Origin of the sequence: Neorhodopirellula pilleata (assembly GCF_007859915.1) — a bacterium.
GTDB lineage: Bacteria > Planctomycetota > Planctomycetia > Pirellulales > Pirellulaceae > Rhodopirellula > Rhodopirellula pilleata.
The window spans coordinates 536,988-563,047 of the sequence record NZ_SJPM01000002.1 but is presented as its reverse complement, the minus strand read 5'-3'; the positions used below and the strand labels follow the sequence as shown (position 1 = coordinate 563,047).

At 54.7% G+C, this 26,060-nt stretch carries 29 protein-coding genes; 16 read left to right on the top strand and 13 right to left on the bottom strand.

Annotated features, from left to right (window positions below; genetic code table 11):
- Nucleotides 1-6 precede the first annotated feature (6 nt).
- The gene (locus tag Pla100_RS07175) at nt 7-225 is read right to left on the bottom strand and encodes a hypothetical protein (RefSeq protein ID WP_146576988.1); all 219 of its coding nucleotides are present in this window, start codon (nt 223-225) and stop codon (nt 7-9) included.
- Between the two features lie 252 nt (nt 226-477).
- Nucleotides 478-606: a hypothetical protein gene (locus Pla100_RS32155; RefSeq protein WP_261344779.1), complete on the bottom strand. Its 129-nt coding sequence runs from the start codon at nt 604-606 to the stop codon at nt 478-480.
- Nucleotides 607-1,416: 810 nt separating this feature from the next.
- On the opposite strand from Pla100_RS32155, the gene Pla100_RS07170 reads away from it, so the two are divergent.
- The 5 genes from Pla100_RS07170 to Pla100_RS07150 all read left to right on the top strand — a co-directional run bounded on the left by Pla100_RS07170 (nt 1,417) and on the right by Pla100_RS07150 (nt 8,199).
- Complete coding sequence (locus tag Pla100_RS07170) at nt 1,417-3,237, top strand: alpha-amylase family glycosyl hydrolase (RefSeq protein ID WP_390620568.1); 1,821 nt, start codon at nt 1,417-1,419, stop codon at nt 3,235-3,237.
- 354 nt (nt 3,238-3,591) lie between these two features.
- Nucleotides 3,592-4,827: a DUF2254 domain-containing protein gene (locus Pla100_RS07165; protein WP_146576987.1), complete on the top strand. Its 1,236-nt coding sequence runs from the start codon at nt 3,592-3,594 to the stop codon at nt 4,825-4,827.
- Between the two features lie 360 nt (nt 4,828-5,187).
- On the top strand, nt 5,188-6,648 hold the full coding sequence (locus Pla100_RS07160; RefSeq protein ID WP_146576986.1) for a sigma-54-dependent transcriptional regulator: 1,461 nt from the start codon (nt 5,188-5,190) through the stop codon (nt 6,646-6,648).
- A 103-nt stretch (nt 6,649-6,751) separates the two neighbouring features.
- Nucleotides 6,752-7,108, top strand: coding sequence for an Hpt domain-containing protein (locus Pla100_RS07155; protein ID WP_146576985.1), 357 nt, complete (start codon nt 6,752-6,754; stop codon nt 7,106-7,108).
- An 8-nt stretch (nt 7,109-7,116) separates the two neighbouring features.
- Nucleotides 7,117-8,199 carry an AI-2E family transporter gene (locus Pla100_RS07150; RefSeq protein WP_146576984.1) on the top strand — a complete coding sequence of 361 codons (1,083 nt, stop codon included), beginning with the start codon at nt 7,117-7,119 and terminating at the stop codon, nt 8,197-8,199.
- A 34-nt stretch (nt 8,200-8,233) separates the two neighbouring features.
- Here Pla100_RS07150 and Pla100_RS07145 read toward each other — a convergent pair whose 3' ends face one another.
- The gene (locus Pla100_RS07145) at nt 8,234-8,737 is read right to left on the bottom strand and encodes a response regulator (RefSeq protein WP_146576983.1); all 504 of its coding nucleotides are present in this window, start codon (nt 8,735-8,737) and stop codon (nt 8,234-8,236) included.
- 7 nt (nt 8,738-8,744) lie between these two features.
- Nucleotides 8,745-9,224 carry a pyridoxamine 5'-phosphate oxidase family protein gene (locus tag Pla100_RS07140; protein WP_146576982.1) on the bottom strand — a complete coding sequence of 160 codons (480 nt, stop codon included), beginning with the start codon at nt 9,222-9,224 and terminating at the stop codon, nt 8,745-8,747.
- Nucleotides 9,225-9,788: 564 nt separating this feature from the next.
- Here Pla100_RS07140 and Pla100_RS07135 point away from each other — a divergent pair.
- The 4 genes from Pla100_RS07135 (at nt 9,789) to Pla100_RS07125 (ending at nt 12,068) form a co-directional block, all read left to right on the top strand.
- Nucleotides 9,789-10,148, top strand: coding sequence for a hypothetical protein (locus Pla100_RS07135; protein ID WP_146576981.1), 360 nt, complete (start codon nt 9,789-9,791; stop codon nt 10,146-10,148).
- Nucleotides 10,149-10,268: 120 nt separating this feature from the next.
- Nucleotides 10,269-11,393: an App1 family protein gene (locus tag Pla100_RS07130; RefSeq protein WP_146576980.1), complete on the top strand. Its 1,125-nt coding sequence runs from the start codon at nt 10,269-10,271 to the stop codon at nt 11,391-11,393.
- A gap of 110 nt (nt 11,394-11,503) precedes the next feature.
- Nucleotides 11,504-11,677: a hypothetical protein gene (locus Pla100_RS30415; RefSeq protein WP_197167755.1), complete on the top strand. Its 174-nt coding sequence runs from the start codon at nt 11,504-11,506 to the stop codon at nt 11,675-11,677.
- Nucleotides 11,678-11,726: 49 nt separating this feature from the next.
- Nucleotides 11,727-12,068: a hypothetical protein gene (locus Pla100_RS07125; protein ID WP_146576979.1), complete on the top strand. Its 342-nt coding sequence runs from the start codon at nt 11,727-11,729 to the stop codon at nt 12,066-12,068.
- On the opposite strand, the gene Pla100_RS07120 is transcribed toward Pla100_RS07125, so the two are convergent.
- From Pla100_RS07120 to Pla100_RS07105, 4 genes are all read right to left on the bottom strand, one after another.
- Complete coding sequence (locus tag Pla100_RS07120; protein WP_231602797.1) at nt 12,065-12,619, bottom strand: hypothetical protein; 555 nt, start codon at nt 12,617-12,619, stop codon at nt 12,065-12,067. The two genes, Pla100_RS07125 and Pla100_RS07120, sit on opposite strands and share 4 nt — an antisense overlap.
- 292 nt (nt 12,620-12,911) lie before the next feature.
- Nucleotides 12,912-13,904: a zinc-binding metallopeptidase family protein gene (locus Pla100_RS07115; RefSeq protein WP_146576977.1), complete on the bottom strand. Its 993-nt coding sequence runs from the start codon at nt 13,902-13,904 to the stop codon at nt 12,912-12,914.
- A gap of 161 nt (nt 13,905-14,065) precedes the next feature.
- Nucleotides 14,066-14,596: a PRC-barrel domain-containing protein gene (locus tag Pla100_RS07110; protein WP_146576976.1), complete on the bottom strand. Its 531-nt coding sequence runs from the start codon at nt 14,594-14,596 to the stop codon at nt 14,066-14,068.
- Between the two features lie 91 nt (nt 14,597-14,687).
- Complete coding sequence (locus Pla100_RS07105) at nt 14,688-15,587, bottom strand: SDR family oxidoreductase (RefSeq protein ID WP_146576975.1); 900 nt, start codon at nt 15,585-15,587, stop codon at nt 14,688-14,690.
- Between the two features lie 158 nt (nt 15,588-15,745).
- Between Pla100_RS07105 and Pla100_RS07100 the strand changes: the two genes are divergently transcribed.
- From Pla100_RS07100 to Pla100_RS07090, 3 genes are all read left to right on the top strand, one after another.
- Nucleotides 15,746-16,312 carry a type 1 glutamine amidotransferase domain-containing protein gene (locus Pla100_RS07100; RefSeq protein WP_146576974.1) on the top strand — a complete coding sequence of 189 codons (567 nt, stop codon included), beginning with the start codon at nt 15,746-15,748 and terminating at the stop codon, nt 16,310-16,312.
- A 105-nt stretch (nt 16,313-16,417) separates the two neighbouring features.
- Nucleotides 16,418-16,579: a zinc ribbon domain-containing protein gene (locus Pla100_RS07095; RefSeq protein ID WP_146576973.1), complete on the top strand. Its 162-nt coding sequence runs from the start codon at nt 16,418-16,420 to the stop codon at nt 16,577-16,579.
- A 236-nt stretch (nt 16,580-16,815) separates the two neighbouring features.
- Entirely contained in the window at nt 16,816-16,983 is a 168-nt protein-coding gene (locus tag Pla100_RS07090; RefSeq protein WP_146576972.1) for a DUF1328 domain-containing protein, read from the top strand.
- 308 nt (nt 16,984-17,291) lie between these two features.
- Here the strand turns inward: Pla100_RS07090 and Pla100_RS07085 are convergent, their stop codons facing one another.
- Together Pla100_RS07085 and Pla100_RS07080 are read right to left on the bottom strand one after the other, a co-directional pair.
- Complete coding sequence (locus Pla100_RS07085; protein WP_146576971.1) at nt 17,292-17,519, bottom strand: hypothetical protein; 228 nt, start codon at nt 17,517-17,519, stop codon at nt 17,292-17,294.
- Nucleotides 17,520-17,627: 108 nt separating this feature from the next.
- Complete coding sequence (locus Pla100_RS07080) at nt 17,628-17,804, bottom strand: HVA1 family protein (protein ID WP_146576970.1); 177 nt, start codon at nt 17,802-17,804, stop codon at nt 17,628-17,630.
- Between the two features lie 394 nt (nt 17,805-18,198).
- Here Pla100_RS07080 and Pla100_RS07075 point away from each other — a divergent pair, with 394 nt between their 5' ends.
- Nucleotides 18,199-19,674 (top strand): alpha-amylase, encoded by a 1,476-nt coding sequence (locus Pla100_RS07075; protein WP_146576969.1) that lies wholly within the window; start codon nt 18,199-18,201, stop codon nt 19,672-19,674.
- Nucleotides 19,674-19,850, top strand: a complete 177-nt coding sequence (locus tag Pla100_RS30410) for a hypothetical protein (RefSeq protein ID WP_197167753.1) — start codon at nt 19,674-19,676, stop codon at nt 19,848-19,850. Before Pla100_RS07075 ends, Pla100_RS30410 begins: the two co-directional genes overlap by 1 nt.
- On the opposite strand, the gene Pla100_RS07070 is transcribed toward Pla100_RS30410, so the two are convergent.
- From Pla100_RS07070 to Pla100_RS07060, 3 genes are all read right to left on the bottom strand, one after another.
- A complete protein-coding gene (locus Pla100_RS07070) occupies nt 19,822-21,372 on the bottom strand; it encodes an RNA polymerase sigma factor (protein WP_197167752.1) in 1,551 nt (516 codons plus the stop codon). The two genes, Pla100_RS30410 and Pla100_RS07070, sit on opposite strands and share 29 nt — an antisense overlap.
- A gap of 172 nt (nt 21,373-21,544) precedes the next feature.
- A complete protein-coding gene (locus Pla100_RS07065; RefSeq protein WP_261344784.1) occupies nt 21,545-22,738 on the bottom strand; it encodes a cation:proton antiporter in 1,194 nt (397 codons plus the stop codon).
- 44 nt (nt 22,739-22,782) lie between these two features.
- A complete protein-coding gene (locus Pla100_RS07060; protein ID WP_146576966.1) occupies nt 22,783-24,609 on the bottom strand; it encodes an FAD/NAD(P)-binding protein in 1,827 nt (608 codons plus the stop codon).
- Between Pla100_RS07060 and Pla100_RS07055 the strand changes: the two genes are divergently transcribed.
- Nucleotides 24,608-25,228 (top strand): MOSC domain-containing protein, encoded by a 621-nt coding sequence (locus Pla100_RS07055; protein WP_146576965.1) that lies wholly within the window; start codon nt 24,608-24,610, stop codon nt 25,226-25,228. The genes Pla100_RS07060 and Pla100_RS07055 overlap by 2 nt on opposite strands.
- Nucleotides 25,229-25,507: 279 nt before the next feature.
- On the top strand, nt 25,508-25,723 hold the full coding sequence (locus Pla100_RS07050) for a hypothetical protein (protein WP_146576964.1): 216 nt from the start codon (nt 25,508-25,510) through the stop codon (nt 25,721-25,723).
- Nucleotides 25,724-26,060 lie beyond the last annotated feature (337 nt).

Here is a 26,060-nt window from a genome sequence, read left to right as displayed (position 1 = left end):
TGTTCCTCAACCGTTGGAGCGAGTGGAAGGTTGGCGATCCGCATCCATGCGACTCAGTTCGCAGGCGATGTGATCGAAGTTAGCTTCGGAGAACACGCGGGCGTGGCCGGCCCAGCCGGTCGCTTCAATATTTCTCGAGCGAATGATGTATTCGATACGGTGGACCTTGGTGTCCAATCGCCGAGCGATCTCGCCGACGGTCAACAACAACGGAGGCTGTGACATAGCTTTCCTTGCAGCATGTAGAAAGGCTTCGCAGCGGTGGCCCGGCAAGGGGCGACGAGCGAAGCCCAGAAAAAGAGGGACCGAAATCTGCGAAGTCGTAGTCCAGGCGGACTCGCATGGCAGATTCAAAAGAAGCTCACCGCGATGATTCGCAGGCGGGCGAAGAGCTCGTTGGCTCGGCCGGTCGCTGGATGGTTAGCTGAGTGGCTCGGTGGTCGAGCGTTGTGGATTATGCGAATCGAAGGCGGCTTGTCAACCAAAATTTCCCGACTTGATTCGCGACGTCGGAGCGTCTGCCGTGAAGTCGATTTGTCCCGACAAAACACGATCAAAATGCCGTGGCATGAACTGGTTGGCGATTCGGCCGACAACCGACGTCATGAACTCGATTCAACGCCGAACGCCTAGTCGCTTGATGTTCGTGCGGTCGTGAGCGATCGTCAAACCACGCAAAACGCGGTCTTAATCGCGTCCTCAGTTTTTTGGCATCGGGATTTGCTGACTTCGCAGGAAATCTGCGTGGAAAAAAGCAAAACTTTGTGAAAGTTTTTGGATCCGCAATTCCAAATGCGAATTTGGCCCACCTCCGCTGATTGCCCGTCCCGAAAACGGTTGGAGCGACGAAGACTGAACCAAGAAATTGCAAAAGGTCAGTAAGCGTCTTGACGGCCTTGTCTCAGGTTACCTACCCCGTTCGTTGATCCAGCGGCGCAAATTCCGCGCATTCGTTTCCCCAATCAACAAGGTTTCACGGTCGTTGAACCGTTGGGCAATGTGACCGATCGCCTGACTTCTTCTAGAAGCTGGCGACGTGAATGAAAAGCGATGTCCAACCTCACCTGACCACATCTCTGATTCGAGTTTCCTCGTCCAGCTTTTGCGTCGCAATTCAGCGAGGGAATGGCATAACGTTTGCGATCGGAGTCAAACGTCAATCAAGGCATCCTTTGGCGGAAATCGCGTGAGAAAATGGTCGCAGATCGAGCGAACCGGCAGAAATTTGACCACCGGGGTTTTAGTTTTTGGTCAACGGATCTCTCGGGCGGTCTCAAAGTGTTTTTCGAGGATGCGAAATGATTGGTCGAGTTTTGTTCTTTCCGATCCAAGTGCTTGGGTCGCTTTACACCGGCTTGGTGATGTGGCTTGCGTCACGTTCGAACCATGCCGATCTTCACCGCCGGGATAAACCAAATGAATGATGCTGTTGTTGAACAATGTGGTCGTGTCGCGAAGTCAGACACTCGTGCGATGGGCATGGGGCCTATCCATACGCAGCGTGGCGTCGCGTTTCGCGTTTGGGCTCCGAACGCCGATGCGGTTTCGGTCGTCGGATCGTTCAACGATTGGGACGGAACGAAGGCGCCGATGGAACCGGAGGAGGGTGGGAACTGGTTCCTCGAAATGGAGGGCGTGAAGGCCGGTGACGAATACAAATATGAAATCACCAACGGTGAGAATACTTTTCGGCGAGTGGATCCCCGCGTGCGTGAGGTGACCAATTCGGTTGGCAACGGTGTGGTTCATGATCCGCATTTTGACTGGGACGGTGATGATTTTGAAATGCCGGCTTGGAACGAGCTGGTGATCTACGAAATGCACGTTGGAACCTTCTTTCGCGATGGACAGGAAGTCGGTGATCTCGACTCGCTGCAAAAGAAGTTCAAACACTTGAAGGGTCTTGGCGTCAACGCACTGCAGATCATGCCGATTGCAGAATTTGCTGGTGACCTTTCATGGGGCTACAACCCCGCTCACGTCTTTGCGATCGAGAGCGCCTACGGTGGACCACTGGCGTTCAAGCGATTTGTGAAAGAAGCACATCGTCACGGGTTCGCGGTTATCCTGGACGTTGTCTACAACCACTTCGGGCCATCAGACTTGGACTTATGGCAGTTCGATGGCTGGTCAGAGAACGACAAGGGCGGCATCTATTTTTACAACGACCATCGCAGTTCGACGCCATGGGGCGACACACGGCCAGACTACGGGCGCGGCGAAGTGCGGTCGTTCATTCGTGACAACGCGATGATGTGGCTGGAGGACTATCACGTCGACGGGCTGCGTTACGACATGACATTGTACATTCGCTCGATTGATCACGATCCGTCCAACGAGATTCCGGAAGGCTGGGGGCTAACCCAATGGGTCAACCGCGAAGTTCACGCAGCGTTTCCATCGGCCATTACGATCGCCGAGGATTTGCAGAACGAACACTATCTAACGAAATCTGATCAAGAGGGGGGCGCGGGGTTCTCGACGCAGTGGGACGCGAAGTTCGTCCACCCCATTCGCGATGTCATCACGCAGCCCGACGACGCTGGCCGCGACATGCAGAAAGTTGTTGATGCGATCCTGCACCGTTACAACGGCGATGCATTTCAACGAGTGATCTATACCGAGTCACATGACGAGGTTGCCAACGGTAAATCGCGTGTTCCCAGTGAGATCGACGAAGCGGATCCCGACAACTATTTCGCGAAGAAGCGTTCGACGTTAGGTGTAGCGATCGCGATGACGGCTCCTGGTATCCCGATGTTGTTCCAGGGGCAAGAGCTTTTGCAAGACGGCTGGTTCCAGGATACGGAAGAACTCGATTGGGAGAACGCCAAGTCGTTCAAGGGAATCGTGCGATTGTACGCCGACTTGATTCGCCTGCGGCTCAACCGTGACGGTTGCACTCGCGGGTTAATCGGTCAGCATGTCGAGGTCTGTCACGTCAATCATGCTGATAAGATCGTTGCCTTTAGAAGGTGGTATGATGGCGGCGTAGCTGACGAGACCTTGGTGGTGGCGAATTTTTCGGCCAACACGTTCTCGAACTATTGCGTGGGAGTACCGTGCGGCGGACGTTGGGTATTGCGTTTCAATAGCGATTCGCCTGACTACAATCGTGAGTTCGGATCCGAGCACGTTGCCGATATCGAGGCGGTCGAACACGGGTACGATGGACAATCGCATTCAGCTGAAGTCACGATCAGCCCGTATTCGGCGTTGATATTCTCCCAGGATTGAATTCGTTGATGATTGAATCGACGCCGAACTATTTGTTGCGTTTTTGTTCTCTTTCCGGGCCGAAGGCCCAGCAATTCACCTAGCCCAGCCCGACGGGCTGGGAAGTCGGTGTGTTTGTTCATAAGGGCCGAAGGTCCGACTATTTGCGTTCTCGTCGATTTTGGGGCGTTCAAACTGTCGGGTCGTTGGCCCTACCATTCCCGTTGTTTTCCGAACCCCCAGTCCGGTGGACTGGGCTAGGCAAACGAACAGGGCTTCGCCCCTAGACCAAATGCGCAACTTCAACAGCCGAATTCGAGGATTCAAAATAGAACCTCGCCGGTAAAATCCAACTAACGTTCTTGAAACAACTCCATGCGTGCCTACCTTCAACAACTGACGTATTCCATTAGCGGCAGCTATTGGTTCATTCCGTCCCTGATGGTGCTCGCCGCGGTGTTGCTCTCGCAAGGAGCCATTCAGCTTGACCGAGCCTACGGCAGTGACTGGATGGCGGAGTCGTGGTGGGCGTCTTTGAATCAACCCGACGGTGCTCGGGCGTTGCTGGCGACGGTTGCCGGTTCCATGATCACCGTGGCGGGAACGACGTTTTCGTTGACCATCTTGGCGGTCTCGCACGCGACATCACATTTCGGGCCGCGGTTGTTGGACAACTTCATGCGGGATCGCGGCAATCAGATCACGCTGGGAACGTTCGTGGCGACGTTCATTTACTGTTTGCTAGTGCTACGAGTGATTCGTGGTAGCTCGGAAAGCGTCGACGCATTCGTGCCTCAGTTGTCGCTGTTCCTTGCGTTGCTGCTGACGCTGGCGAGTGTCGCCGAGCTGATCTATTTCATCCATCACATTCCCGAAAGCATTCATATCTCCAATGTGCTGCAGCGGATGAACACGCAGATGTTATCGAAATTCGATGAGTTGTACCCGGCGACGATTGGCGACGCCGCAGAAACCCGAGCACCGGCGTACGATTTTCAGGTGAGCCACAAGATTGCCTCTTCCGCTCACGGCTATTTGCAGGGCGTCGATGAGCACAGCCTGATGGCGGTCGCGTCGGATTCAGGCCGTGTTTTGAGACTGCGGCGGCGTCCAGGTGACTTTGTTCGTGTCGGAGAACTGATCGCGGAAGTGGACGGTGATGGCGAGTGGGACGACGCGGACGATGATCGAGTTCGAGCCGCATTCGCATTCGGTGTGAGTCGTAATCCGACGCAGGACGTGTTTTTTGTGCTGGACCAGTTCGTGGAAGTCGCCATGCGCGCGTTATCGCCGGGCGTGAATGACCCGTTCACAGCGATGCAGTGCATGGATCACTTGAGCGTCGGATTGGTTGAACTGAGTCGAAGGCAATTGCCTAGCGATCATCGAGTCGACAACCAAGGAATTCCTAAGATCATCACGACGGAAGTGACGCTGGAACAATTCGCGGTCTCGATGTTGGATCAGGTTTTCCCGTATGCCGCTGAGGATGCAAATGCGGCAAACCACTACATCGAGACGCTAAAGCGAGTGATCGAGATTTCGGATAACGCTGAATTGAATGATCTGATCACGGCTCGGGTCCAGCGGATGCAGGATGCGATGGCGTGAGCGTGATGCGCCGGTCCATGCTGATAGCTAAGCGACCGGTGTGATCGGCGATCAGTCACCCGAGCTTGGTTTCAAAATTTCTTTAGGTTTAAGAAGCTTTGAATTTCGGAATGACGGCCTTGTGGCTGTTTGGACGGCACGCGATCTGCTTGACTGGTCCACAACCACTGCCACGGCAACGGTCCGCCCAGATCCTCGCCGTGGCAGTGGACGATTGTCCTGCCGCCTGTGTACCCTCCACCGGAACCGACGACGAATAGTAAGATGTTCGTGAAAACAAATTCCGTTCGCTCAATGCGAAGTTCAAATGATCAACCCAAGACGTCCGTTCGCGGATCGACGTTGTCCGAGGAGCCCCGAATGCCATCTGTTTTAGTCGTCGACGATGACCGCACCATCTTGTTGCTCGCCCAGAAGGCTCTGTCGCCGATCGCCGACGTGGTCACGGTGGAAACAGCCCAAGCCGGATTGGACGCTTTAAAAAAAGGTTCGTTCGACGCCGTGCTGTTGGACATTCAACTACCGGACCGTAGCGGCTTGGCGGCTTATTGCGAGATTCGAGAAATCGACAGCAAGTTGCCCGTGATCTTTATGACGATTGAGGCCGCCAGCAACACGGCTATCGAAGCGATGCAGTTGGGGGCGTTTGACTATCTCGCCAAACCTCTCGCCGTCGATCCACTTCGCGACTTGGTCGATAAAGCCATCGAGCAACGCAAGCTGACCTCGGTTCCGGTCGCGCTGTCTGCCGACGAAGGAAAACCGTCTGATTCGAGTGAGCTGTTCATCGGTCGCAGCAAAGCGATGCTGGACGTGTTCAAGGACATCGGCCGGGTTAGCAAGCAAGACGTGCCGATTCTGATACGCGGCGAGAGCGGCACTGGCAAGGAATTGGTGGCTCGTGCGTTGTTCCAATACAGCCATCGGTATGAAGGTCCGTTCTTAGCCGTCAACTGTGCGGCACTGCCTGACAACTTGCTGGAAAGTGAACTGTTTGGCCACGAGAAGGGCGCTTTCACGGGCGCGGAGTCGCGTCGAATCGGCAAGTTTGAACAGTGCAACGGCGGGACCCTGTTCCTGGACGAGATCGGCGATATGGCTCCGTCGGTTCAGGCGAAGGTGCTGCGTGTGTTGCAGGATCAACGATTCGAGCGTGTTGGCGGCAATAATGAGTTGACGACCGATGTGCGAATCATCGCGGCGACCAATCGACCGCTCGAACAGATGGTAGAAGACGGCGACTACCGCGAAGACTTGTTGTATCGTCTCAATGGTGTCACGATCGAATTGCCACCACTGCGTGATCGTAAGGATGATGTAAAATTGCTGATTCAGCATTTTCTCCGACAGGCGAAGGTGGAACTGAAGAAACCTGCACTCGAGGGACTCGCGCCAGACACTCTTGAATTACTGACGGCCTACGATTGGCCCGGGAACGTTCGCCAATTACGCGCCGTCATCCGTCGCTGCGTGCTGGATGCGTCGATGTCAGTGATTTTCTCAGACGTTTTACCGAAGGAGATCCAGCGACTCGATCCAAACAATGTCGATACATCCGCCAAACCCAGTAACTCGCCAGAAAACGGAGCGGGATTGCCCGCCTTGGTGAAACGGTTGCTCGCGGAAAAGTCGAGTAACATTTATGCCGAGTCGATGGAGTACATGGAACGCTATGTGCTTGTGGAAGTATTGAAAGCGACCGAGGGCAACCAAAGCCAAGCCGCGGAGGCGCTGGGGATTACCCGAGGCAAGCTGCGCGACAGAATTAATAGTTACGGGATTGTGCTCGAAAGCGGCGTCTCGATGCAGGGCGACGTTTAGGTATCTGTCCGGAGCAGTGAGCCAACGGCGCTAACCGCAGGTTCCGACTCCCTTAACCGGTGGCTTTCACCACCTTGATATTTCATCATCATCGGAGAATACAGTGACTGAAGAGCAAAGAATTCGTTTCGCGGAGGCGCTGCAACGACTCGCAGGCGACGAAGATTTGCTAATCGCGATGGGAGCGATGGTGCTGGACGACGCACCAGTGGTGATGGCGGAGTTGCAACAGCAGATCGAAGAGGCCCAGCTCTCTCAAGCGGCTTCGACTGCGCACAAACTGAAGGGGCTGCTCAGCACATTTGATGTCGGCGGTTGTCTCTTAACGATTCAACAAATCATCACGGCAGCCAAGGCGGACGACCAAGCGGAATGCGCCCAGTCATGGTCGAAGTGCGAACGCGAAATACGCGAGCTGCTCGCGGAAGTTCGCGCTGTGGTCGATCCGGTGTCGACGTGAACGACTCGATGAGTGATGAACGCAGCCGGGCCGATTACTTGGTTTCCTCAACGTTGACCATCGCCCTTTGCATCCTTCTCGTTTTTGCTGCACTTGCCCTGACGATCGTCGCTCGACACGTTTTGATCCTGATTTTCGGAGCAATCCTGTTTGCGGTGGTTCTCAATCGCATTGCATCGAAGCTGTTGTCCTGGGTTCCGCTTCGTTGGAGCCGCTCAGGAATGGTCGGTGTCGTGCTACTGCTGCTGGTGATGTTGTTGATCGCCGCGGTTTTTGGTTTTGCAGGTTCAATTGCGGATCAAGTTGACTCGCTTTCCACGCAGTTGAATGATTCGGTTTCGCGTGTTCGCGAAGCGGCCAAGTCGAACCCTCTATGGAAGCGGGCTAAGGAAAGCGATGTGGGCCTGAGTTCGCTGCTGCCAAGTTCCGATTCGTCGATGGGCGTCGCCCAAACTTTCTTCTCGTCGACGTTTGGGATTGCGACCGACGTACTGATCTTGTTGGTTCTTACCGTCTATTTCGCGGTCTCACCTGCCGCCTACCACAAACCGCTGATACGATTGGTTCCCGTTGCCTGGCGAGAACGATTTCGCGAGATGCTGAAACAATCGTCCACCACGCTTTGGCATTGGATGCTCGGTCAAGTTGTTTCGATGACGGCGGTGGGCGTCGCGTTCGGAGTCGGGTTGTGGTTCTTGGACGTGCCGATGGCATTTCAACTGGGACTGTTCGCTGGCTTGGTGACCTTCGTCCCAACGATTGGCGGAATCGCGGCGGTGGTGCCCGCGATGTTGCTCGCATCGGGTGAAGGGGCGTCGAATGTCTGGAGCGTGCTGGCGCTGTACGCGGTCGTTCAATTTGCCGAGAGCTATCTGCTGACGCCGATCGTTCAGAAACAGCAAGTCAACTTGCCGCCTGCGATGGTTATTCTTTCGCAAGTGATCGTCGGATTGTTGCTAGGTTTTTGGGGTGTCGTCTTTGCCACACCACTATTCGCCGTTGCCATGCTTTGGGTCAAAGAACTATATGTGAAAGACTGGCTTGAGAAGGACGAGGCCGGCGTGCCAGCCTCGGCAACCATGTCCGGTTAAACGAGACATCAGGAATCGTTTAAGCAACAATTCCTCAACCAAAGTCTGTCCGGATGATGCGCTGCAAACGCGGCGATGTCTTTGACTTCGGTTTCACTTCATTGGACTGGCAATAAGTCCAGGATTGCGGAGAAGCGACGTCGAAGTCCACGGGATGGTCAAGAGACCGGCGTACGGCGGCTTGAAACGAAACCTTCTCGAGCGGCTTCGCAACGAAAGCACTCGCGCCCGCCTGCATCGCGAGGTGCTGCACATTGTCGTCGTCCATACTGCTCATCACGATCGCCGGGATTCTGCGAATCGCAGAATCAGTGTCCGTTCGCATTTGATAAACTAGATGAAGGCCGCTTAACTCAGGCATGTCGATATCGGTGACAAGCAGATCGGGCGTTTTCTCGCGAACCGACTGCAACGCGGCGGTTCCAGTGTCCGCAACACAACAATCGAAATCCAGCTCGGTGAGCCATTGGGTGACTTGCTCGCGTATGGAACGCAGGTCGTCCGCAATGACGACCTGACGTTTAGGTTGCATATTCATGGCGAGTTTAAAGCTTTACCGTCGCGTTGATGTCTTCGTCGACGGTCGCTTGCTCACCGGACAAGTATGCCTTGCCCGCCCGCCACAAGTATTTGATGCCTTCCAACCCTGAATTGTCCCAGTACTCGCCCGAACTCGGATCGACTTTCAAAAGTACCAGCGAGGGGTCGTCCTTGCCGTCGGGGAACCAAACTCGCCAAACTTCCGTCCACATCGAATCTATCAAACGTCGATCTTCGTGAACGCTTGCAGTCCCCGATAGCGTCACAAACTTCCGGCCGCTCTGCATCGTCATCGCAACTTTGGAATCTTTATCCAGTGATGCGATCTTCCCTGAGTCACGGTTGGTCGCAAACCACATTGATCCGTCATCGTCCAGCCTTGCAACCGCCATCGGCCGAGCGTCAATTCCTTGAGCGTCATGCGTCACAAGCATGACGGTGTCAAAGCCCTGAATCAGCGACATCAATTTTTCGTTGGTATTCATCTTCGTTTCCTTTGAGAGAAGTGCAGGTGAGTGGAGAGTCTCCACGCAATCAACGTGCCGTGATTGAGTGTGCAATGGCCGGGAGACCGCGAAGTGACACTGCACCGCGAAAACGAATTGACTTGGCTTGGTAACCCGACGCGTTCGTTTTGAGGTTGCGATTTTGCTTCTCTTCCAGGCCGAAGGCCTAGTAATTTACCTAGCCCAGTCCAACGGGCTGGGTAATCGACGTGTTTATCCTTAAGGGCCGAAGGTCCGGCCGTTTGTGTTCTCATCCGTTTGCGGCGATCAAACTGCCGGGCCTTTGGCCCTACCATTTCCAATGTTCTCCAAAACCCAGCCCGATGGGCTGGGCTAGGCAAACGGACAGGGCTTCGCCCCTAAATCAAAAAACGCAACGTCAAGTCGTTCTCGAGGCACTAGCCCGTCATTGGATCCGTCGCCTTCTGGCTTGTCGTCTACTTCTGCTAGCCGTGCATCGTTTGGCACACGGAATGCATCCAGCACTCTGCAGTTCGTCGTGCGGCGAACGAAAGAACCTCCCTCAGTTTACGAGAAATGAAGATGAAATTTACATTGGCCGCTGCCCTGATGACTTGCTTTGCCGTCGCTGGCTGCGAAGAAAGTGTGCTGGATCAACAAGCCGATCGCGTTCGTGATGTCTCGCAAGAGCAAGCCGAAGGTGTTCGAGACATGACTCAAAACGCTGCCGAGGAGATCCGTGAGGGTACTCAAGCGAAGGCGGAGATGGTTCGCGATCGCTACGATAACGCATCCGATAGCGCCGAAGCAAAAGCCGACGCGATCGAAGAGCAAGGCGAAGCGGCCGCGGATAATTTGGAAGAACGCGGCGAAACCAAGGCTGACAATCTGGAAGCAACCGGCGAGCATAAGGCCGACGCCTTGGAAGCTCGTGACGAATAATTCGCTTGTAAAGCGATGCTTCTCATTCTTCTTTAGCCCGATTTCAAAGGTGCGACTATCTAACAGTGGTCTCTCCGTTTGTGTCGGGTTAAGGTGTTCACTCACGGTTGAATACGTTCGATGTCGAGTCCTCAAACCGAGCCGACGTGGCGATCTCAGTTGTCCACTCTTTTCACTCAGTGGGCTTCGCATGCAGACGATGCAGCGGATATCGCAATGCGTCGGTTGCGTAAACGCTGGGGACACGTCGGGATCCCGCAGATTCAGGCTTACACGGGCTATCGAACCGATGTTGGCACGCACGTTCGTGGTCGTGTACTCAACAACCCAGTGGAGCCACCCGATTTCGCCAACGATGATTGGTGGGATAACCTCATCGACACCTACCGGCGATTCGCTAGCGACGAGGTACCCAACGTTGCATTGGAAGTCACCTTCAATGGGCGATCTGTTCGCTGTATGAGCGACCGCGAAGGATACTTTCATGCAGTCGTGCCAGACGCAAATGAGAACGATCCTCGACCGTTTTGGTCAAAAGCGTTGGTGCGAATTGTCGGACATCCCAATGTTGAACCGGACGCTTCGATGACCTTCGCCCGCGTTCTCACGCCGTTGAATCTCGCTGATTTCATGGTCATTAGTGACATTGATGACACGATTATGCATACCGGTGCAACGGAGTTGTTAACGATGGCCAAGTTGACATTCTTTGCGAATGCAAAAGCGAGGCTACCGCTGCCGGGCGTCGCAGATCTGTATCAGCGTTTGCAGCGAGGTGGGGAGTTGTCGCATGAACCTCGCAATCCCATCTTTTATGTTTCCAGCTCGCCTTGGAACTTGTTCGATCTGCTGGAGGATTTCCTGGAAATCAATGGGTTGCCGGATGGGCCGGTACTGCTTCGCGACCTTGGAATCGACAAAGATAAGTTTCTCTCCAGCGGTCACGATCACAAACTCGAGAAGATTCGTGCGCTGATGCTCGACTACCCAAGCCTGCCTGTGGTCCTCTTTGGAGACTCAGGTCAGGAGGACGCGAGATTGTATGCGCTCGCGGCCGAGGAGTTCGGTAAACAGATCCGAGCCATCTTCATTCGCGATGTAGACCCGGGAATCGCAAGTTTGTTCGACGACCATGTTGAGCCGTCGATACGACGCTCCAAACATGCAGGAGTCCCGATGTACCGAATCGAATCAAGCGATGATGCGATCGAACGATTAAAGGCATTGAATTTGCTACCCAACTGAATCGCCTCTAGATCGCTCTCAAATAGATGATCCATGTCAAACGATGAGCGTCAATCGTCACGTTGACGACCAAGTACGCATCATTGGATCGAACTTAAAAGGAATTCCAAGTGACCAACGAAGACAACATCGTCACTGAAGTGAAGAACGCTGTGACCGACAACAGCGAGTCGATCGACAAGAAAGCTCCTGGCACGTCCTTTGGGATCGTTGCTTTAAGTTACCTGGGCGTTCTCGCCGTAACGTGCGGCGTCATCGGATTCGTGATTTGGGTTTCTCGGTGATTGAGACGCATTCGTATTGAAACCATCCCCCCTAGCCCACAGAAGTTGAATGACACCACAAATCGAAGCGACCCTTTCGGACCTGACCACCATGTACTGCAAGGCCCTCGCGACAGGCGAGATACTGGACACTGAACGAGTCGACGCCTTGGTAAAGAATTTATCGACCAACGGTTGGAAACGTCACTCTCAAGACCAGGCACCGTTGTCGACGCAAATCGAAGAGCGAGTGAAGCGACAGTGCCCCGAACCGTCGATGCACCGCGGCGCGGCGATCGGCGGATGGATGAAGCAGTTGGACCAGGCATACGCTAATGCCAGCCGCTACGAAGCGTCCAGTCCGGCGGACGAAAATCAAGACCAGCCCATGCCGCCGAGCACACAAGGCTAGCCGAATTGGCGATCGAACCGTTCGTCGAACTCGGTGAACAGGTTCGACACGCCGGGGCGCGAGAGTGCTTCCTGAACCTGACTAGCGGTCTTGTCGAGCTCCACTGGCACGTCGAGGTCGTTCGCGGTATCCACAATGGGGCGTGCCGCCGTTTTCGCCGAAGCCGTCGCACTCGCTTGCCAGTCTTTCACTCCGGCAAGTGCGTCGCTAATCGCCGCTCGGACGACTCGCAAGTCCATTCCAGCGAACGCAGCTTCGAATGCGACCCTCACGTCCGCTGCTGACGTACCCGGTTTGTCGAACCTACCGCTGCGGAGACAGCGATCTAGCGTTCGACCAAGCAAGACCATTCGCATTACCTCGAGCGGCACGCCGCGTACTGATGTGCCGATTGACACTAATTTACGAATTGGAAAAAGCAGTAGCTTCAGTGGGGCCTTCGCGACGACCCCGACGCAGCCGGTTAGACAGCCGCCATCGCCAGAGTAAAGTGGCTCGAGAGATTTCATCGACTGGTCGGTATCGTGTTTGGCGAGCGTACGCGAGATCACGAATCGCTTGCACCGATCTCGGACCAAATCGTCGACGAATGGTATCGGTATAAATCGTGCGGACGCCGAAACTATCCCAGCAATGATCCACTCGTGCATGAGTGATTCGGGCGCCTGGGGTGATTTGTTCAACGAGTCTGTCACCGCTAAAGCTCCTCGATAGAGAATGAATGAGTGTGGGCTATTGAGTGAACGACTTTAGGCAATCTAATCGTTTAACCGTTAGCCGAAGGCGTACGCAAGGCTTGCAACGCACGCCCTCGGCTGACGGTCACAAGGATGTCAGCCATTCTCACACGAGGTCAACGCGTAGCGAGTGAACAAACTGCAATTTTGGGACCACGGCGGGCACAAACACCTCCGGTACCAAGTCCAACAATCCCATGTCACGATTGAATTCGTTCGCCATCACCCCAACTCTTGCGTAACCGCGAATGAGGCCATCAAACGTATCAAGTTCCAAGTTTGTCACGCCAAAGTGGTTGGCGGTGGCGAGGACGGTGAGCATATCGTGATAAGCTCCAAAGGTCTCGGCGAAATCTTCCCAGGGGTGCATCGACGCATAGGCGGATACAAATTCCGTCCGCCAGTTCGAGGGTGCCCCTTGGTCATAGTATCGCTGCATCGCCGTCGAATAGTCTGGGTTTGTCTCATCGCCAAAGAGGGCATGGAACTCTTTATTGCGTTGACCGCGGACCAGTCGATCCCAAAAGTAATGTCCAAGTTCGTGCCGAAGATGGCCAACCAAGGTTCGTTGGGGTTCACCGAAATTCACACGAGCAATTTCGCGGGCGACGCTGTCGGCCTCGCGAATGTTGACAGTAATTCGACCGTCCTCGTGGCCAGTCATGACCGGCAAGTTCGTGTCTGCTTTGAACTCAAAAGATAGCCGAGGAGCCCCACCCTCCACTGGAAAACCACTACGCTCCATCGCATACAGCACCCGCTGTTTCGCACGCTCGAGTCGTTTCCACAATTCGATGTTGCCGGGTACCGTCAAATCCGGCAGAACCGTTGTCAGCCGGCAGTAGTCGCAAAGCTGCGAAGCCCCCGATGGGTCAGTTGGAACCAAACGATTGCAGATACCGTGGTCTACCCCATTCTTGCATCGTAAATAGGTAGTCGTGCAAGAGTCTCGATTGCACTGCACGCCATAAGTCGAACCGGCGTCCAAGGCGGTCAATTCATCGCAACTCGGGCACATCGCCACCGATGCGCCGCAGTTGAGACAGCGATCATTATGAAAAAACAGTTTGCTACCGCACTGGCACAGGTACGTTTTCAAGGAATGCTCTGCATTTAGAGTGACCTAAACTTAGTACTCTTGAAGCTGTTTCCAAAGAAGCTTGGCCGATTCGGCAAATACAACCGCGAGACGGACGAAAAAAAGCTGCCCCGTGATCACACGGGGCAGCCAATTATTTTAGCACCGTCTCAAATTTGAGATTACTGCTCAATGTCGCTATGAACGCCCGAGTGAGAATGGGCATTGCCTTTGACATTGTACATTTTATTCAGTCCGGCCATGAACTGCTTGTCTGCAGCACTTGGCCAGCGGTCTTGGTTGAAACCCTTGGCATTCTCAAGCTGTTGCTTGGTCACATCGAGGCACAGGTGGTAATCGTCGCCGTCTTGTTCCTTCGTGCATTTGAACGCTTTGAATGGGACTGCGAATAGTGAATCTCCCAATCCAAACATGCCGCCGTAGGAAACCGCGACGTACGCAATCTTGCCTGTCGATGCGTCCATCACCACGTCGTTGATTTCACCGATGCTTTCTTCCGCTTTGTTGTAGATATTCTGTCCGATCAATTGGCTGGCACGAATCTGACCAACCGCCGTCACATCGTCCAAAGTTCCAACTGCGGATCCGGAAGTGCGGCCGACCTCGTGCTCATCGGCACTTACCGAAGACAACGCGTTAAAGCTGAAGGCGGCGATTGAACAAACGGCAAGGCTGTGTGTGAAACGTTTCATCGTGGAGGTCTCCTAAGTCGTGAAGATTAGGGCTGCGAGTGCGAACCCTTTCAATGATGATTGATAATCGCAAAGGGTGTGCCGCAACGGATCAAACCGGTGACTTACCGCCGGTTGCACCGAAGACCTCGGCCGTGACGTAGCTCGCTTCGGGACTGGCGAGCCACACGTAGAGCGGTGCGAGTTCGATGGGTTGAGCTGGCCGCTCGAACAACGTCCCCTCACCAAACTTTTCAAACGCGGCCTTTGGCATCGAACCGGGGATCAGCGGCGTCCAGACTGGTCCCGGAGCGACCGCATTGACGCGAATCCCTTTCTCCATCGCCAATTTCGCCAACGCTTTGGTCATCCCTAGGAGTGCTGACTTCGACGTTGCATACGGCAGCAGTTGTGGCGACGGGTTGTATCCTTGAATCGAGACCGTGTTGATGATGCTGCCTCCCGGCGGCAAATGATCCAATGCAGCACGACAGAGCCAAAAAGTTGCATAGACATTTGTCTTGAAGATGCGGTCGAACAGTTCAGTCGACATATCGTCAATCGTCTCACGGGTTTCTTGATACGCGGCGTTGTTAACCAAGATGTCGATTTTGCCCAAGCCATCAACGGTCTTCTTGATCAACGATTCGCAAACCGATTCTTCCCGCAAATCACCCTCGATGGTGATCGCCTTCGATCCAGCTTGCTCGACCAACGCGCACGTTTCCCGAGCGTCCTCGCTCTCGGAAAGATAGTTGATCACCACGTCGGCGCCTTCACGTGCATAGCAAATCGCGATCGCCCGGCCGATGCCACTGTCCGCTCCCGTTATCAATGCGGACAAGCCTTTCAGCTTACCACTGCCACGATACGTTTCCTCACCGTGGTCCGGTGTTGGGTTCATTTCGCCGGTCGTTCCCGGCATCTCAATTGGCTGTTGCTTGGAGAACGGCGGCCTTGCATACGCTTGGCGTGGATCGATCAACTGGACAGCTTCTGTGGTGGTACTCATCAATCTTGCCTTCTGGTACATGCGAATGGTTCTGAGGAAGCAGACGCAACGAAGCACACGCCGTGCCACGCCGATGTCGCAGATAGAAAGGTGGTGGCACGTTATCTGCGTCGCCATTGATCCACGACACTTTCATTACCTCAACCACGGACAAAACGATGAACACGAAAAATCTTGATGGAAAACGAATCGCCTTCTTGGCAACCGATGGCTTCGAGCAAGTGGAACTGACCAAGCCGTGGGCAGCGATCAAGGAGGCGGGCGCGGACGTCAAATTGATCTCTCCAAAGACTGATAAGATTCAAGGCATGAACCATTTCGACAAGGGTGACCGCTTTCCGGTCGACCTGGATGTTGCCGATGCATCGGCCGAAGACTTTGATGGGTTGGTCTTGCCCGGCGGGCTGGGCAACCCCGATGCACTGCGAACGTGCGAAACATCGGTCAGTTTCGTCCGCGATTTTTTCAAGCAACACAAGCCGGTCGCCGCGATCTGTCACGGGCCGTGGGTGTTAATCGAAGCCGACGTCGTCCGCGATCGAAAGGTGACATCATGGCCGAGTCTTAAAACCGACTTGACCAACGCGGGTGCAACGTGGACTGACGAGGAATGCGTTTGCGACAACGGTCTGGTGACCAGCCGCAACCCAGACGACATCCCAGCGTTCTGTGCGAAGGCGATCGAAGAGTTTGCCGAGGGCAAGCACGCCAAGCAAACGGTTTGAATTGACACAACGACATTCGCTTTTATTCCCGATTCCGGATCCGAGACTGCATCAAAGCCGTCTCGTCTGCGGGATCGGGTTCCACTTTTACACGATAAGGCTTTTATGAATTGCAAAGACGACGCTCCGTTGAATCAAGTTCCTTGTCCTAAGTGTGGCGAACCGGTAGATGATCGAGCGGTGGGATGTCCAAGTTGCGGCGAAAAGATTTACGTCGAGCACCCCGCCGACATCACATCAACCAAGCACCCACCGCTGAGTCAATGACTTGCTTGAGTCAAAGAACGCTGCACCGCGCGAGCATGGATGCTGAGCGTCCACGCTGGCCGGTTGGCAGACATGATCAATCGCCCCCATCCCTGCCTAGGTGCAATTTTCACCCGTCTGCGAAAGAAAATGATCTGCTTGAGCTCAATTGGCATGGCAATCGCAATTGTAGTGTTTCCGCCGAGAGATGATTCCCATCGAACCGGCTAATTACCTTTCACCTCTTGGAGAATATCATGTTGAGTTGGGCACTTACCTTTTTGGTCATCGCGTTGATTGCTGGCGTCTTGGGCTTTGGCGTGATCGCTGGTACCGCGGCGACCATCGCGAAGATTTGTTTCGTCGTTTTCCTCGTCTTGTTCGTTATCGGCTTGGTAATGGGCCGTCGCGGACCCGTTGTTTGATCGAACATCGACGACGGCGTTCTGCCTCGGATTGTACGCGGAAGCGATTCCGCGTTTGGATGGTGTGTCGTTCCGATCTGGCCTTGCCGGTCATAAGTTCGTGGTTGCACGACGAGCGGCAAATCGAGCACCCAAGGCTTTTGGGCTGGCACTTAGACGAGCCGCGTCCAACGACAGCCATTCGCTAGCCAACTGTGTAAACGCCGAGTTGCATTTGCAGCACAGCGTCCAGACTGTTGAAGCGCGGTTGCCTGAGCCATCATTGGTCCTGTGGATTAGTGCACACGGCTCCGCCAATTCGCGTGCGTTCATTCGCCGTTTGGTTTGACGTCAGCTCGCAGCTGGAAAGAGTGACGTTCGACAATCCCATCGTTCAAGGCGGTTTTGAGTTCCGCATCGTCGTCGACGATCACTTGGCGAAGAAGCGTGAATTCCACACTCGCATCAAACTGCTTTGATGAGAAAGGCCAACGATCGACGTGGATGATGTCGTCGGTTTTGCGAATGTAATAGGTCGTTCCGCCCGCTGTTAACAATTATGAACTTGTAATTGCACACTCGACTGGAGATAACCGAATCTGACGTGTCTGCGTCGGATGTTGGTTCAACTTCAACGGTCATTTGTCCTTGGAAAGTTCGCTGTGCTACTTCAAAACGTTGTTGCTCTCATCGACTTTCAAGTAATAAGCCGGAATTTCTTCGCTGCCGTCACGCGTAACTTCGCTGCCGTCGATTTTCCGGGGCACTTTCTTGGTGAAAACGGATTGCACTTCGCCGCGCCAGTGACCGTTTCCCGGCGTGTCGGTTGAACTGTTTAACAGTTAGCCGGAGGCGTACCTTCCGCACTTCGAGTACGCCTTCGGCTGGCTGTTAAACGAAAGCAACTTGCCCCCGCAGTGAATCGGCAAGCCGTTTCCCCAATTCCACTTGACCTTCTGCCCTCGGGGTCCTTCGTCACGTTAGTTCTTTGCGTATCTGCGAGTCGACAAAATTATTTAGCCAACACAAAGGCAAAGGCTGTGCCAAAGTGTTAGTCGCAATGCGACTCCTTTACCCACTGAGGCCCTGAAGTGACGTGTCAATTGAGTGGGTTGCTTCGTTGGCCGATTTCGGTCCGCCATGTGCTTTCAACAACCAACGACGCAGGACGATGCCTGGGTACGACCCCCGCGGCTTGCGAGCAGACAGTTTTGAAAACACAGAGGGAATCGTTTGATGGGAAATGTAAATGGCGTTTTGATGCAGTTCTTCCACTGGTATTCGCCTGATGATGGTTCGCTTTGGCGAGAACTGGGGGAACGGAGCGAGGAATTGGCGGGCAAAGGCATCACCGCCCTGTGGTTGCCGCCGACCTACAAGGGCAACGGCGGGGTGAAGGACGTCGGGTACGCCGTTTACGACATGTATGATCTGGGCGAGTTTGATCAGAAAGGATCGGTGCGGACAAAATACGGCACTCGCGAGGAATTGATCGAGGCTACACAGAAGGCGCGGTCGGCGGGCATCCAGATTTACACCGACGTCGTGTTGAACCACCGTATCGGTGGCGATCATGAGGAGGAGATTCTTGCGACGCCGTATCACGACGACAATCGAAACGAACGAGCCGGTGAACCTCGTGTAATCAAGTCACATACGCATTTCTCTTTTCCCGGCAGGGCCGGAACGTACTCTGACTTTCAATGGCGGTGGCAACACTTCACCGCAGTCGACTTCGATGGTCATGAATCAGCAGAAGGCGTCGTCTTTCTATTCGACGGCAAGGAGTTCGATCAAGAAGTTGACATGGAGAAGGGTTCATTCGATTACCTGATGGGCTGCGATGTCGACGTCAAGCATCCGGAAGTGCAGGCTGAGATCAAACGTTGGGGCGAGTGGTATCACGACACCGTTGGGTTGGACGGAGTTCGCTTTGACGCGGTGAAGCATGTGGAGGCCGGTTTCTTCCCGCAGTGGCTGCACCATGTCCGCGAGTACTCGCAATCGCCCGTGTTCGCGGTAGGCGAGTATTGGTCTTACGACGTCGAAGCACTTCACCACTTCATCGGAGCCACCGGTGGCAACGTGGCATTGTTCGATGCACCGCTGCACCGGAACTTTTCCGACGCCAGCAAGTCGGGCTCTGATTACGACCTGACGCAGATCTTCGATGGCACGCTGGTCAAAAATGAACCAGCGTTGGCGGTCACGCTGGTCGCCAATCATGACACGCAACCTTTGCAGGCACTCGAATCGGTTGTCGAAGCCTGGTTCAAGCCAATCGCCTATTCGTTGATTCTCCTCCGTCGTGACGGCTATCCTTGTATTTTTTATCCCGATTACTACGGCGCTTCCTACAAAGATGTGGGCCGCGACGGCAACGAGTATGAGATTGAAATGGCGAGTCACCAGTTTCTCATCGACGTCTTCTTAAGCGTCCGCAAGGAACGCGGCTTTGGAGAGCAGTTCGACTATTTCGATCATCCCAACACGGTCGGCTGGACGCGCACTGGTGACGAAGAACACCCCGGCGGCCTAGCAGTTTTGATCACCAACGGCGAGGCGGGGACAAAACGCATGAAAGTGGGTTTGCAAAACCAATCCTACGTCGATGCCACCGGGCATGTCGCCGACGCTATTGTCACGGATGAGAACGGCGAAGCCGAATTCCGATGCCAAGCAAGGAGCGTCTCGGTATGGGTACCGGCTTGATGTCCACGCCGATGTTCGACAAAGCGTCGGTCGAAACGGACGGCGAAGAGGGTGTCGTGGATTTCACCGGCAACGATTTTGAAGTGTTCGTCTCCGCTGCGAAGAAACATCGAATCTGGGATCGCGAATCGAAGGTGCGTTCCTCTTCTACGAATCGTCACTGCAGTCGCCAGTGACAAGAATTGCTCGCTCAGATCCCTGCATATGGCGTTGAAATGATTTTCTCGTCCACCAAAGCTGCAGTGCAATCACCGGAAACATGAGCAAGACCAACCAGGACCAGGGCGTCCACTGAGCAAACTCTCGCGTCCGTGGGTTGGCAAGAAACTGAATTCCCCCCAGCACGAGGATCGTCTGGAAGCCAATCCAAGCAATCAATGTCTGCAAAGCAGTGTAGGCATGAACGACTTGACGACGACGCCACAGGGCAACGACCAAGACAACGACTGCCAGATAGCATGCCACCATAAGCGACGCGAACATTGTCGAACCGAACCAAACCGCAGCAAAGGCGAGAGGCAGCATCCAAACGCTCGCACCGAGGCCGCTACCGAACCATCCTCCAGCATTCCAGCGGAACGCTTTGTGAGTAACCCGTCCGTCATCGGCGGTCACTTGAGTCTGCAGTCGAACGGCCTCTCGCTGTAGCCGCACGGACTCGCGGACCGGTTCACCGTCTGCCTTCGCCTGATCTGCGATTCGCTTGTAGCCGCGAACTCCCCTCCAGATCCAGACGCAGTTGATGGCTTGAGTCAGGACTAACAATCCAATCAATAGCATGCCGAACCGTGTGTTGGACTCGACGAAGCCCCGCGTCCTCGCCATTACCAGCAGGCCAAGCAACAAAAGAAAGACGACCAATCCGGCAACGAATAGCAATGTCTGTCGCACGATGAACTTTTGTTGACGCTCGTACTCACAATTCTTCCAGCTCATCCAGGTACCGAAAGCTCCGCCTGCAAGTCCAATCAGCGGTCCCAAAACCGAGCCTGCAAGAGCCGAGGTTGCGGTCGCGGCACCACCGCTCGCCTTTCCAGTCGCCGCCGCCGTTGCCATGGCACCCGCCGCATAAGTCTTCGATGGCAGAGTCGCCATCACCAGTGCAGCGAACGCCGCCTTGGGCGCCGTTTCGCACAACGTTTGGCGAATCGTTTCTGACACATCCGCACGCACCATCTCGCGACCTCGCTTGAGTCGTTGGCGAATGGTCGATTCGTTCTCGCCCAAAGCGATCGCTACCTCGCGAGTCGATTCTTCGCAGCGATAGAACAATACCATCGGCTCGCGATAAGCTTCAGGCAGCCGAGCGAGCAGGGACCACACCAATTCGCGTTCTTGATCTTGAGACATCATCGCCTCCGGTGTTGGCTGCCTGGGGTCATGGAATTCAGTGGGCAGGCTGTCCAGCGAACCATCTTCGCGAGTGGCCTTCGCGGCCCGGACGGCGTCGATTGCCCGACGTCGCGCCACGGTGCAGATCCAGCCGGGAAATTTTTCTGGTTCTTGGATCGAGCTCAGATTTTTCCAAGCCTCGACGAACGTTTCCTGGCCGATGTCCTCACTGAGCGAGAAATCTCCACAAACGCTGTACGCCACCCCGGTGACAACGGCAGCGTGTCGGTGTACCAACCTTTCAAAGGCGGCACGGTCCCCCGTCGAAGCCGCAAGCACCAGCTCGGTCGTTGTTTCAATGGTCAAGCGAATTTCTCCTCGTAGAACGCCTTCGGTCAAATTTTTTTTGCAGCTCGCGAATCGCGCTGCCAATGAGAAGTCGAAAGCCAGACCAAGATTGTGACAGAAAATTGCTGATTCAGAAAAAGAATAGGTAGCGTTTTGGTTGGGCCTGCACGAAGCCAGCGGAGCACGCCGTCTACCGAACGCTCCCCCGTTTTGCATAGAGGTTCAAAACTGGCGTTGAAACATTACTGTGAACCATCAAGGAGATAGCGATGGTCGTCAGCACGATGCCGCTCAGCAGTTCGGTTGTTGCATCGTCGAGGTTCTTTCCGACAGCGAAGGCAAGATAGTAGAGCGAACCGATCCCGCGAATTCCGAAGAACGCGATTAGCCCTTTCTGCACGCCGCTGACACCGCTGCGCATCAGTGCGACATAGGTTGAGATGGGGCGGACGACTGCGAGTACGAACAACGCGATCCACCAATCGTTGGTGATCGTCCAATGCGAAGCAAGCAGGCATCCGGTAAGCACGACTAACGCGACTTCTAAAATCTCGCCGAAAGTTTGATTGATCCCAGCAACTTTCTTGACCAGTTGCTCCGCCTCGTCATCGGAAGCGTCTTCTTCCTCTTCTGCATAGCATCGTATGGCAACTCCCGAGGCAAAAACGGCGAGAAATCCATACGCGTGAATTGCCATGGCGGCTCCGTAGCTGATTCCAATCAGTCCCAATGTCAATAGTTCTTCGCACGCCGCCGCGTTTGCCGCGTATCGTTTCAGCCAAATGGTCATGCGGCTGATTACATACCCAACAATCCAGCCGCAACCGATCCCGCCGATGACCGCCCATACCAAGTCAATCGCGAACCAACGCCACCATCCGTCGCCAAGGTCGTGGAGGCCCAGCAGACCAAGGCCCAGCATCACAAACGGAAACGCAGTGCCGTCATTCAGGCCCGCTTCACCAGTCAGTGCGTAGCGAAGTTTGTCACGATCTTCGGGGTGGCGGACTTGAACATCACCCGCGAGGACCGGGTCGGTCGGAGCCAAAACCGCACCAAGCAAAACGGCCGCACCCAAGGGCAGTGCGAGTGCAAAGTAACCGAGCATGGCGATGCCGAACACGGTCAAAGTCATCGCGACGGTGGCAAGTGGAATTGGCGAGCGACGCAGATGCGACCAGGAAGGCGTCAGTTTAAGCCCAGCGGTCAGAAGGCTGACGAGCACAGCAACTTCAGTGAGGACCTCAATCAGCTTGGAGTCGCTTTTGATATCAATTTCGAGCAGACTGAGTCCCCACGGTCCGATCGCCAGTCCGACGCAAAGATAGATCGCGGGCATCGAGATCGGCAAATTGCGGAGTGGCCCGCGAGCTAGCGAGGCCAATAAAAAGACCGCTCCAACCAGTAACGACCAGATCGCTACCTCGTTCAATGTTCGACTCGATTTGTGGTACCGGAAGTCTCTTGATAGATCTTGCTGGGCGATTCGATTGATCCAGATTGACCAATGTTTTCGTGCATCTCGCGACGCCATGCTTCAACGACGATCGCGGCGGTTTCGCTGCAGGCTTGCAGGCCGTACGAATAGGGGCGTTTGCCGATCGTATTGGGGAATGCAATGTCATGGATCCGCGTGTTGGCAACACCGTCATCGCCGATGACACGGTAGACGCTGTCGATGTCAATCCCGGCAAGCTCCAACGCAGCGGTTTCCCCGTCGATGACTCGATCGCGTTTGTCATCGTCTAGCTCGGGGACGCTGTTGACATCCGCAAACGCCACTCGGGCGGAGCGAATGCGTTTGTCTTGGACCAGACTATCGAAGGGGTAATCGTGAACCTTCAGCGGCGACTGACCGCTGCAATCGACGAACATTCGATAGCTGCTCTCAGTCACGTCGTCTCCATCGGCCACTTCGATCTGTGTTTCGCCGCGTTCGTGCCCGGTCACTTTCACGCGGCCAGTGACGAGTTCCAGGCAACCTGCGTCATGGAGTGCGAGAAGCGTTTTCGCCGATTGCAGTGGCAGTGCTGCAATGACATTCATGAGGAAGGGCATCACCACACCGTGCAATCTCAAATGATCTTCCGCCGACATCAGCTCGGCGTGATAGCTAAGCGTGTACATCAAATCGTCAATCACTTCCTTCCAGTGCACAGGTCGGTCGTGTTCGACGGAGATTCTTGCTTCAGGCAATTCGGATCGCATTCCGGCAAAAGCATCGTCGTAATCGTGCTCGCCGCTCATCCGCTCGACAAAGTCATCCATGTCAAAATCGGCTTGGCCCAGCGCGTCGACAATGTCGTTTCGTTTGTCTCGGGTGAAGGCTTTAACAAGTGCGGGGCGGCAGACCTGGTCGAAGTAGGTGTCCAGCGTTAAGAAGCCATCATCGTTCCTCAATCCCAGAATCTGCTCGCGAGTCGTGTGGCGATAGATTTCGCGAAATGGTTCGCGTTGCTCATATTGCAGGTGCGGAAGCCAGCCTTGGGCCGAATGCATGACAATACGGAAACCTTTCGCTTCGGTTTCCAAGATGAATTCGTAACGATCTTCCGTTCGGATGAAGCGACCATGTCGATGGGCCAGTGAAGCGATCACGTCAAACGCACTCAGCGATGCCCCGAGCGTGCCAATCGTGAAGTTGTAGTACTGATCATTGCCGGGAATCAATTTGTGCATCGGCCATGGCGACGCGAAGTAGCCTGCGTCGGGCTGATCCTCATCGGCGAACTGATGGCCGGTAGCCACCACGACGCGATCCACCGTGAATTGCTCGCCATTATCGGTCACGATCGTGAGCTCATTTTCGGCGTTGCGGTCGACGATATCGACGACTTGCGTTGGACAATGTTCCGTCACCTCGATGCCCGATTTTCGCAATCGCGTCACAGAGTGCTTCCACTGATCTTGAAAATACTGGCCGAGCGCAAGTCGGCAATACGTTTCGTCCTCGCTGATGTTGGCGCGGTCGATCGCCCAATCACTCAATCGTTCGTCGTCGCAGGCTCGCAACCAGTCGGCGAACTCTTCGTCCAGCGGCGGAAGCTCTTCGGACGAGATATTGCAAAGATTGAACCGATCGGTGGTCTCGGCGCTGTACGGCATGCCGACGCCCATTTGATCGCTTCGCTCGAAAACGTCGACGTGACGTAGGTCTCGTGAAAATTGGTCCAGATGTTGCGTCAAGTGGTGGAGCAAGTACAAAGCGGTCGGTCCGCTGCCAATGATTGCGAGTCGCCGCGGGCGATCGGGCATGATAGTACTTTTAAAATTTGATTGGAGCGAGCTGGTGGCGTTAGAAAGAAAGATCACACTTCCTGTCCCAGGCAATAGCACGTTTGGTACCAATTCTGAAGTCGGCCCCGCCCATCACGAAGCAGAATTGCGGATCGAAGCGTCGCTGGAAGCGATCTTCATCTCCCCTGGCCACGATTATTGGACGCAAGAGGGTGCGGGCCGGATGACTCATGGGATTCAATCGGTCAGCCAGGCGGAATGCGTCGCGGGAAGGGGTGTCCGAGGCGATCGGTACTTTGAAAAGAGACTGAACCACAAAGGCCAAGTGACGTTTATCGACGCGGACGTAGTGGACGACCTGCGAGGCCAGTTCAAACTTCCCCAGCTTCCCGCGTCGATCCTACGACGCAACTTGGTCATTCGAGGAACAACTCTCGCTTCGCTCTTGGGCAAGACGTTCTCGTTCCAAGGAGTGCTGTTCGAGGGTGCTCAGGAGTGCACGCCATGTCAATGGATGGACCGCGTCATTGCTCCGGGCGCAAAGAATTTCCTGGCGGATCATTTCCGCGGCGGTTTGCGAGCTAAGATCTTGACCAATGGGTTGATTCGGGTGACGAACTCCTTGACAAGTGGTTAACAGACTTGTTTGCGTGCTTAGCACGAGCGGGAATCATTAATACGCCGTCTGGATCGACCATTGCTGTTTGACCGTCCAGATCGAGCTACAAACGACCACCCAGGACGTGACCGATGGTCTCGCTCCCAGGGCATCACCCCTAGCCACCGCTTGTCGTATCGTGTGACCAAAAATTGGTATGCGAAGTGCGATAGGTGGAGTAGTTGGGGAGCGGTCTTCCAGCGTACTCATTCGGAGCGCGGACCATTCATCCTGCCGTTGTAAAAGAGAGGCGTAGCGATGCGCACTTTGATCGTGATCCTAGTAGTCGTCGTTGTTCTCGTCATAGTTGGCTGGGTGCGATTCAGTTCGCCCGATGGCGACCCTACAATTCAGGTGGACACCGACAAGGTGAGGGGTGATACCGCGGCGGTCGTCGACAAATCGAAGCAAGTTTTCGACGATGCAGCACAGAAAATCGACGACGGCCTCGAGCGAGCCAAAACGGCCGAGTAAAGGTCACACCTTTTCTGTTCCGTCCGAAAACACATGACCTGAGCGGCCTTTGGCTACACCGCTGATGCATTTGCCTTGCCAATGACTCAGAAAAAGTCGACGGTACCGTGTGGGAGGGCTCGCGTCCGGGCTGACTCGCGACCGGCTCGGTTCGCCTTAGGCCAAGTGAGCTGGTTGACTCATGTAAACGCGATCGCAGTTGGACAGCGTCGACTCGTAAATTGTCGGTTCAAAGGTTAGGCTATGCGCCGCTTCCTAGCTGGCCAGATGCACTTTGGTCGAGTTCTTTCGCAATCCGCTGGATTTTCGAACGAACTTGCCGTATGGGCTTTGTCTT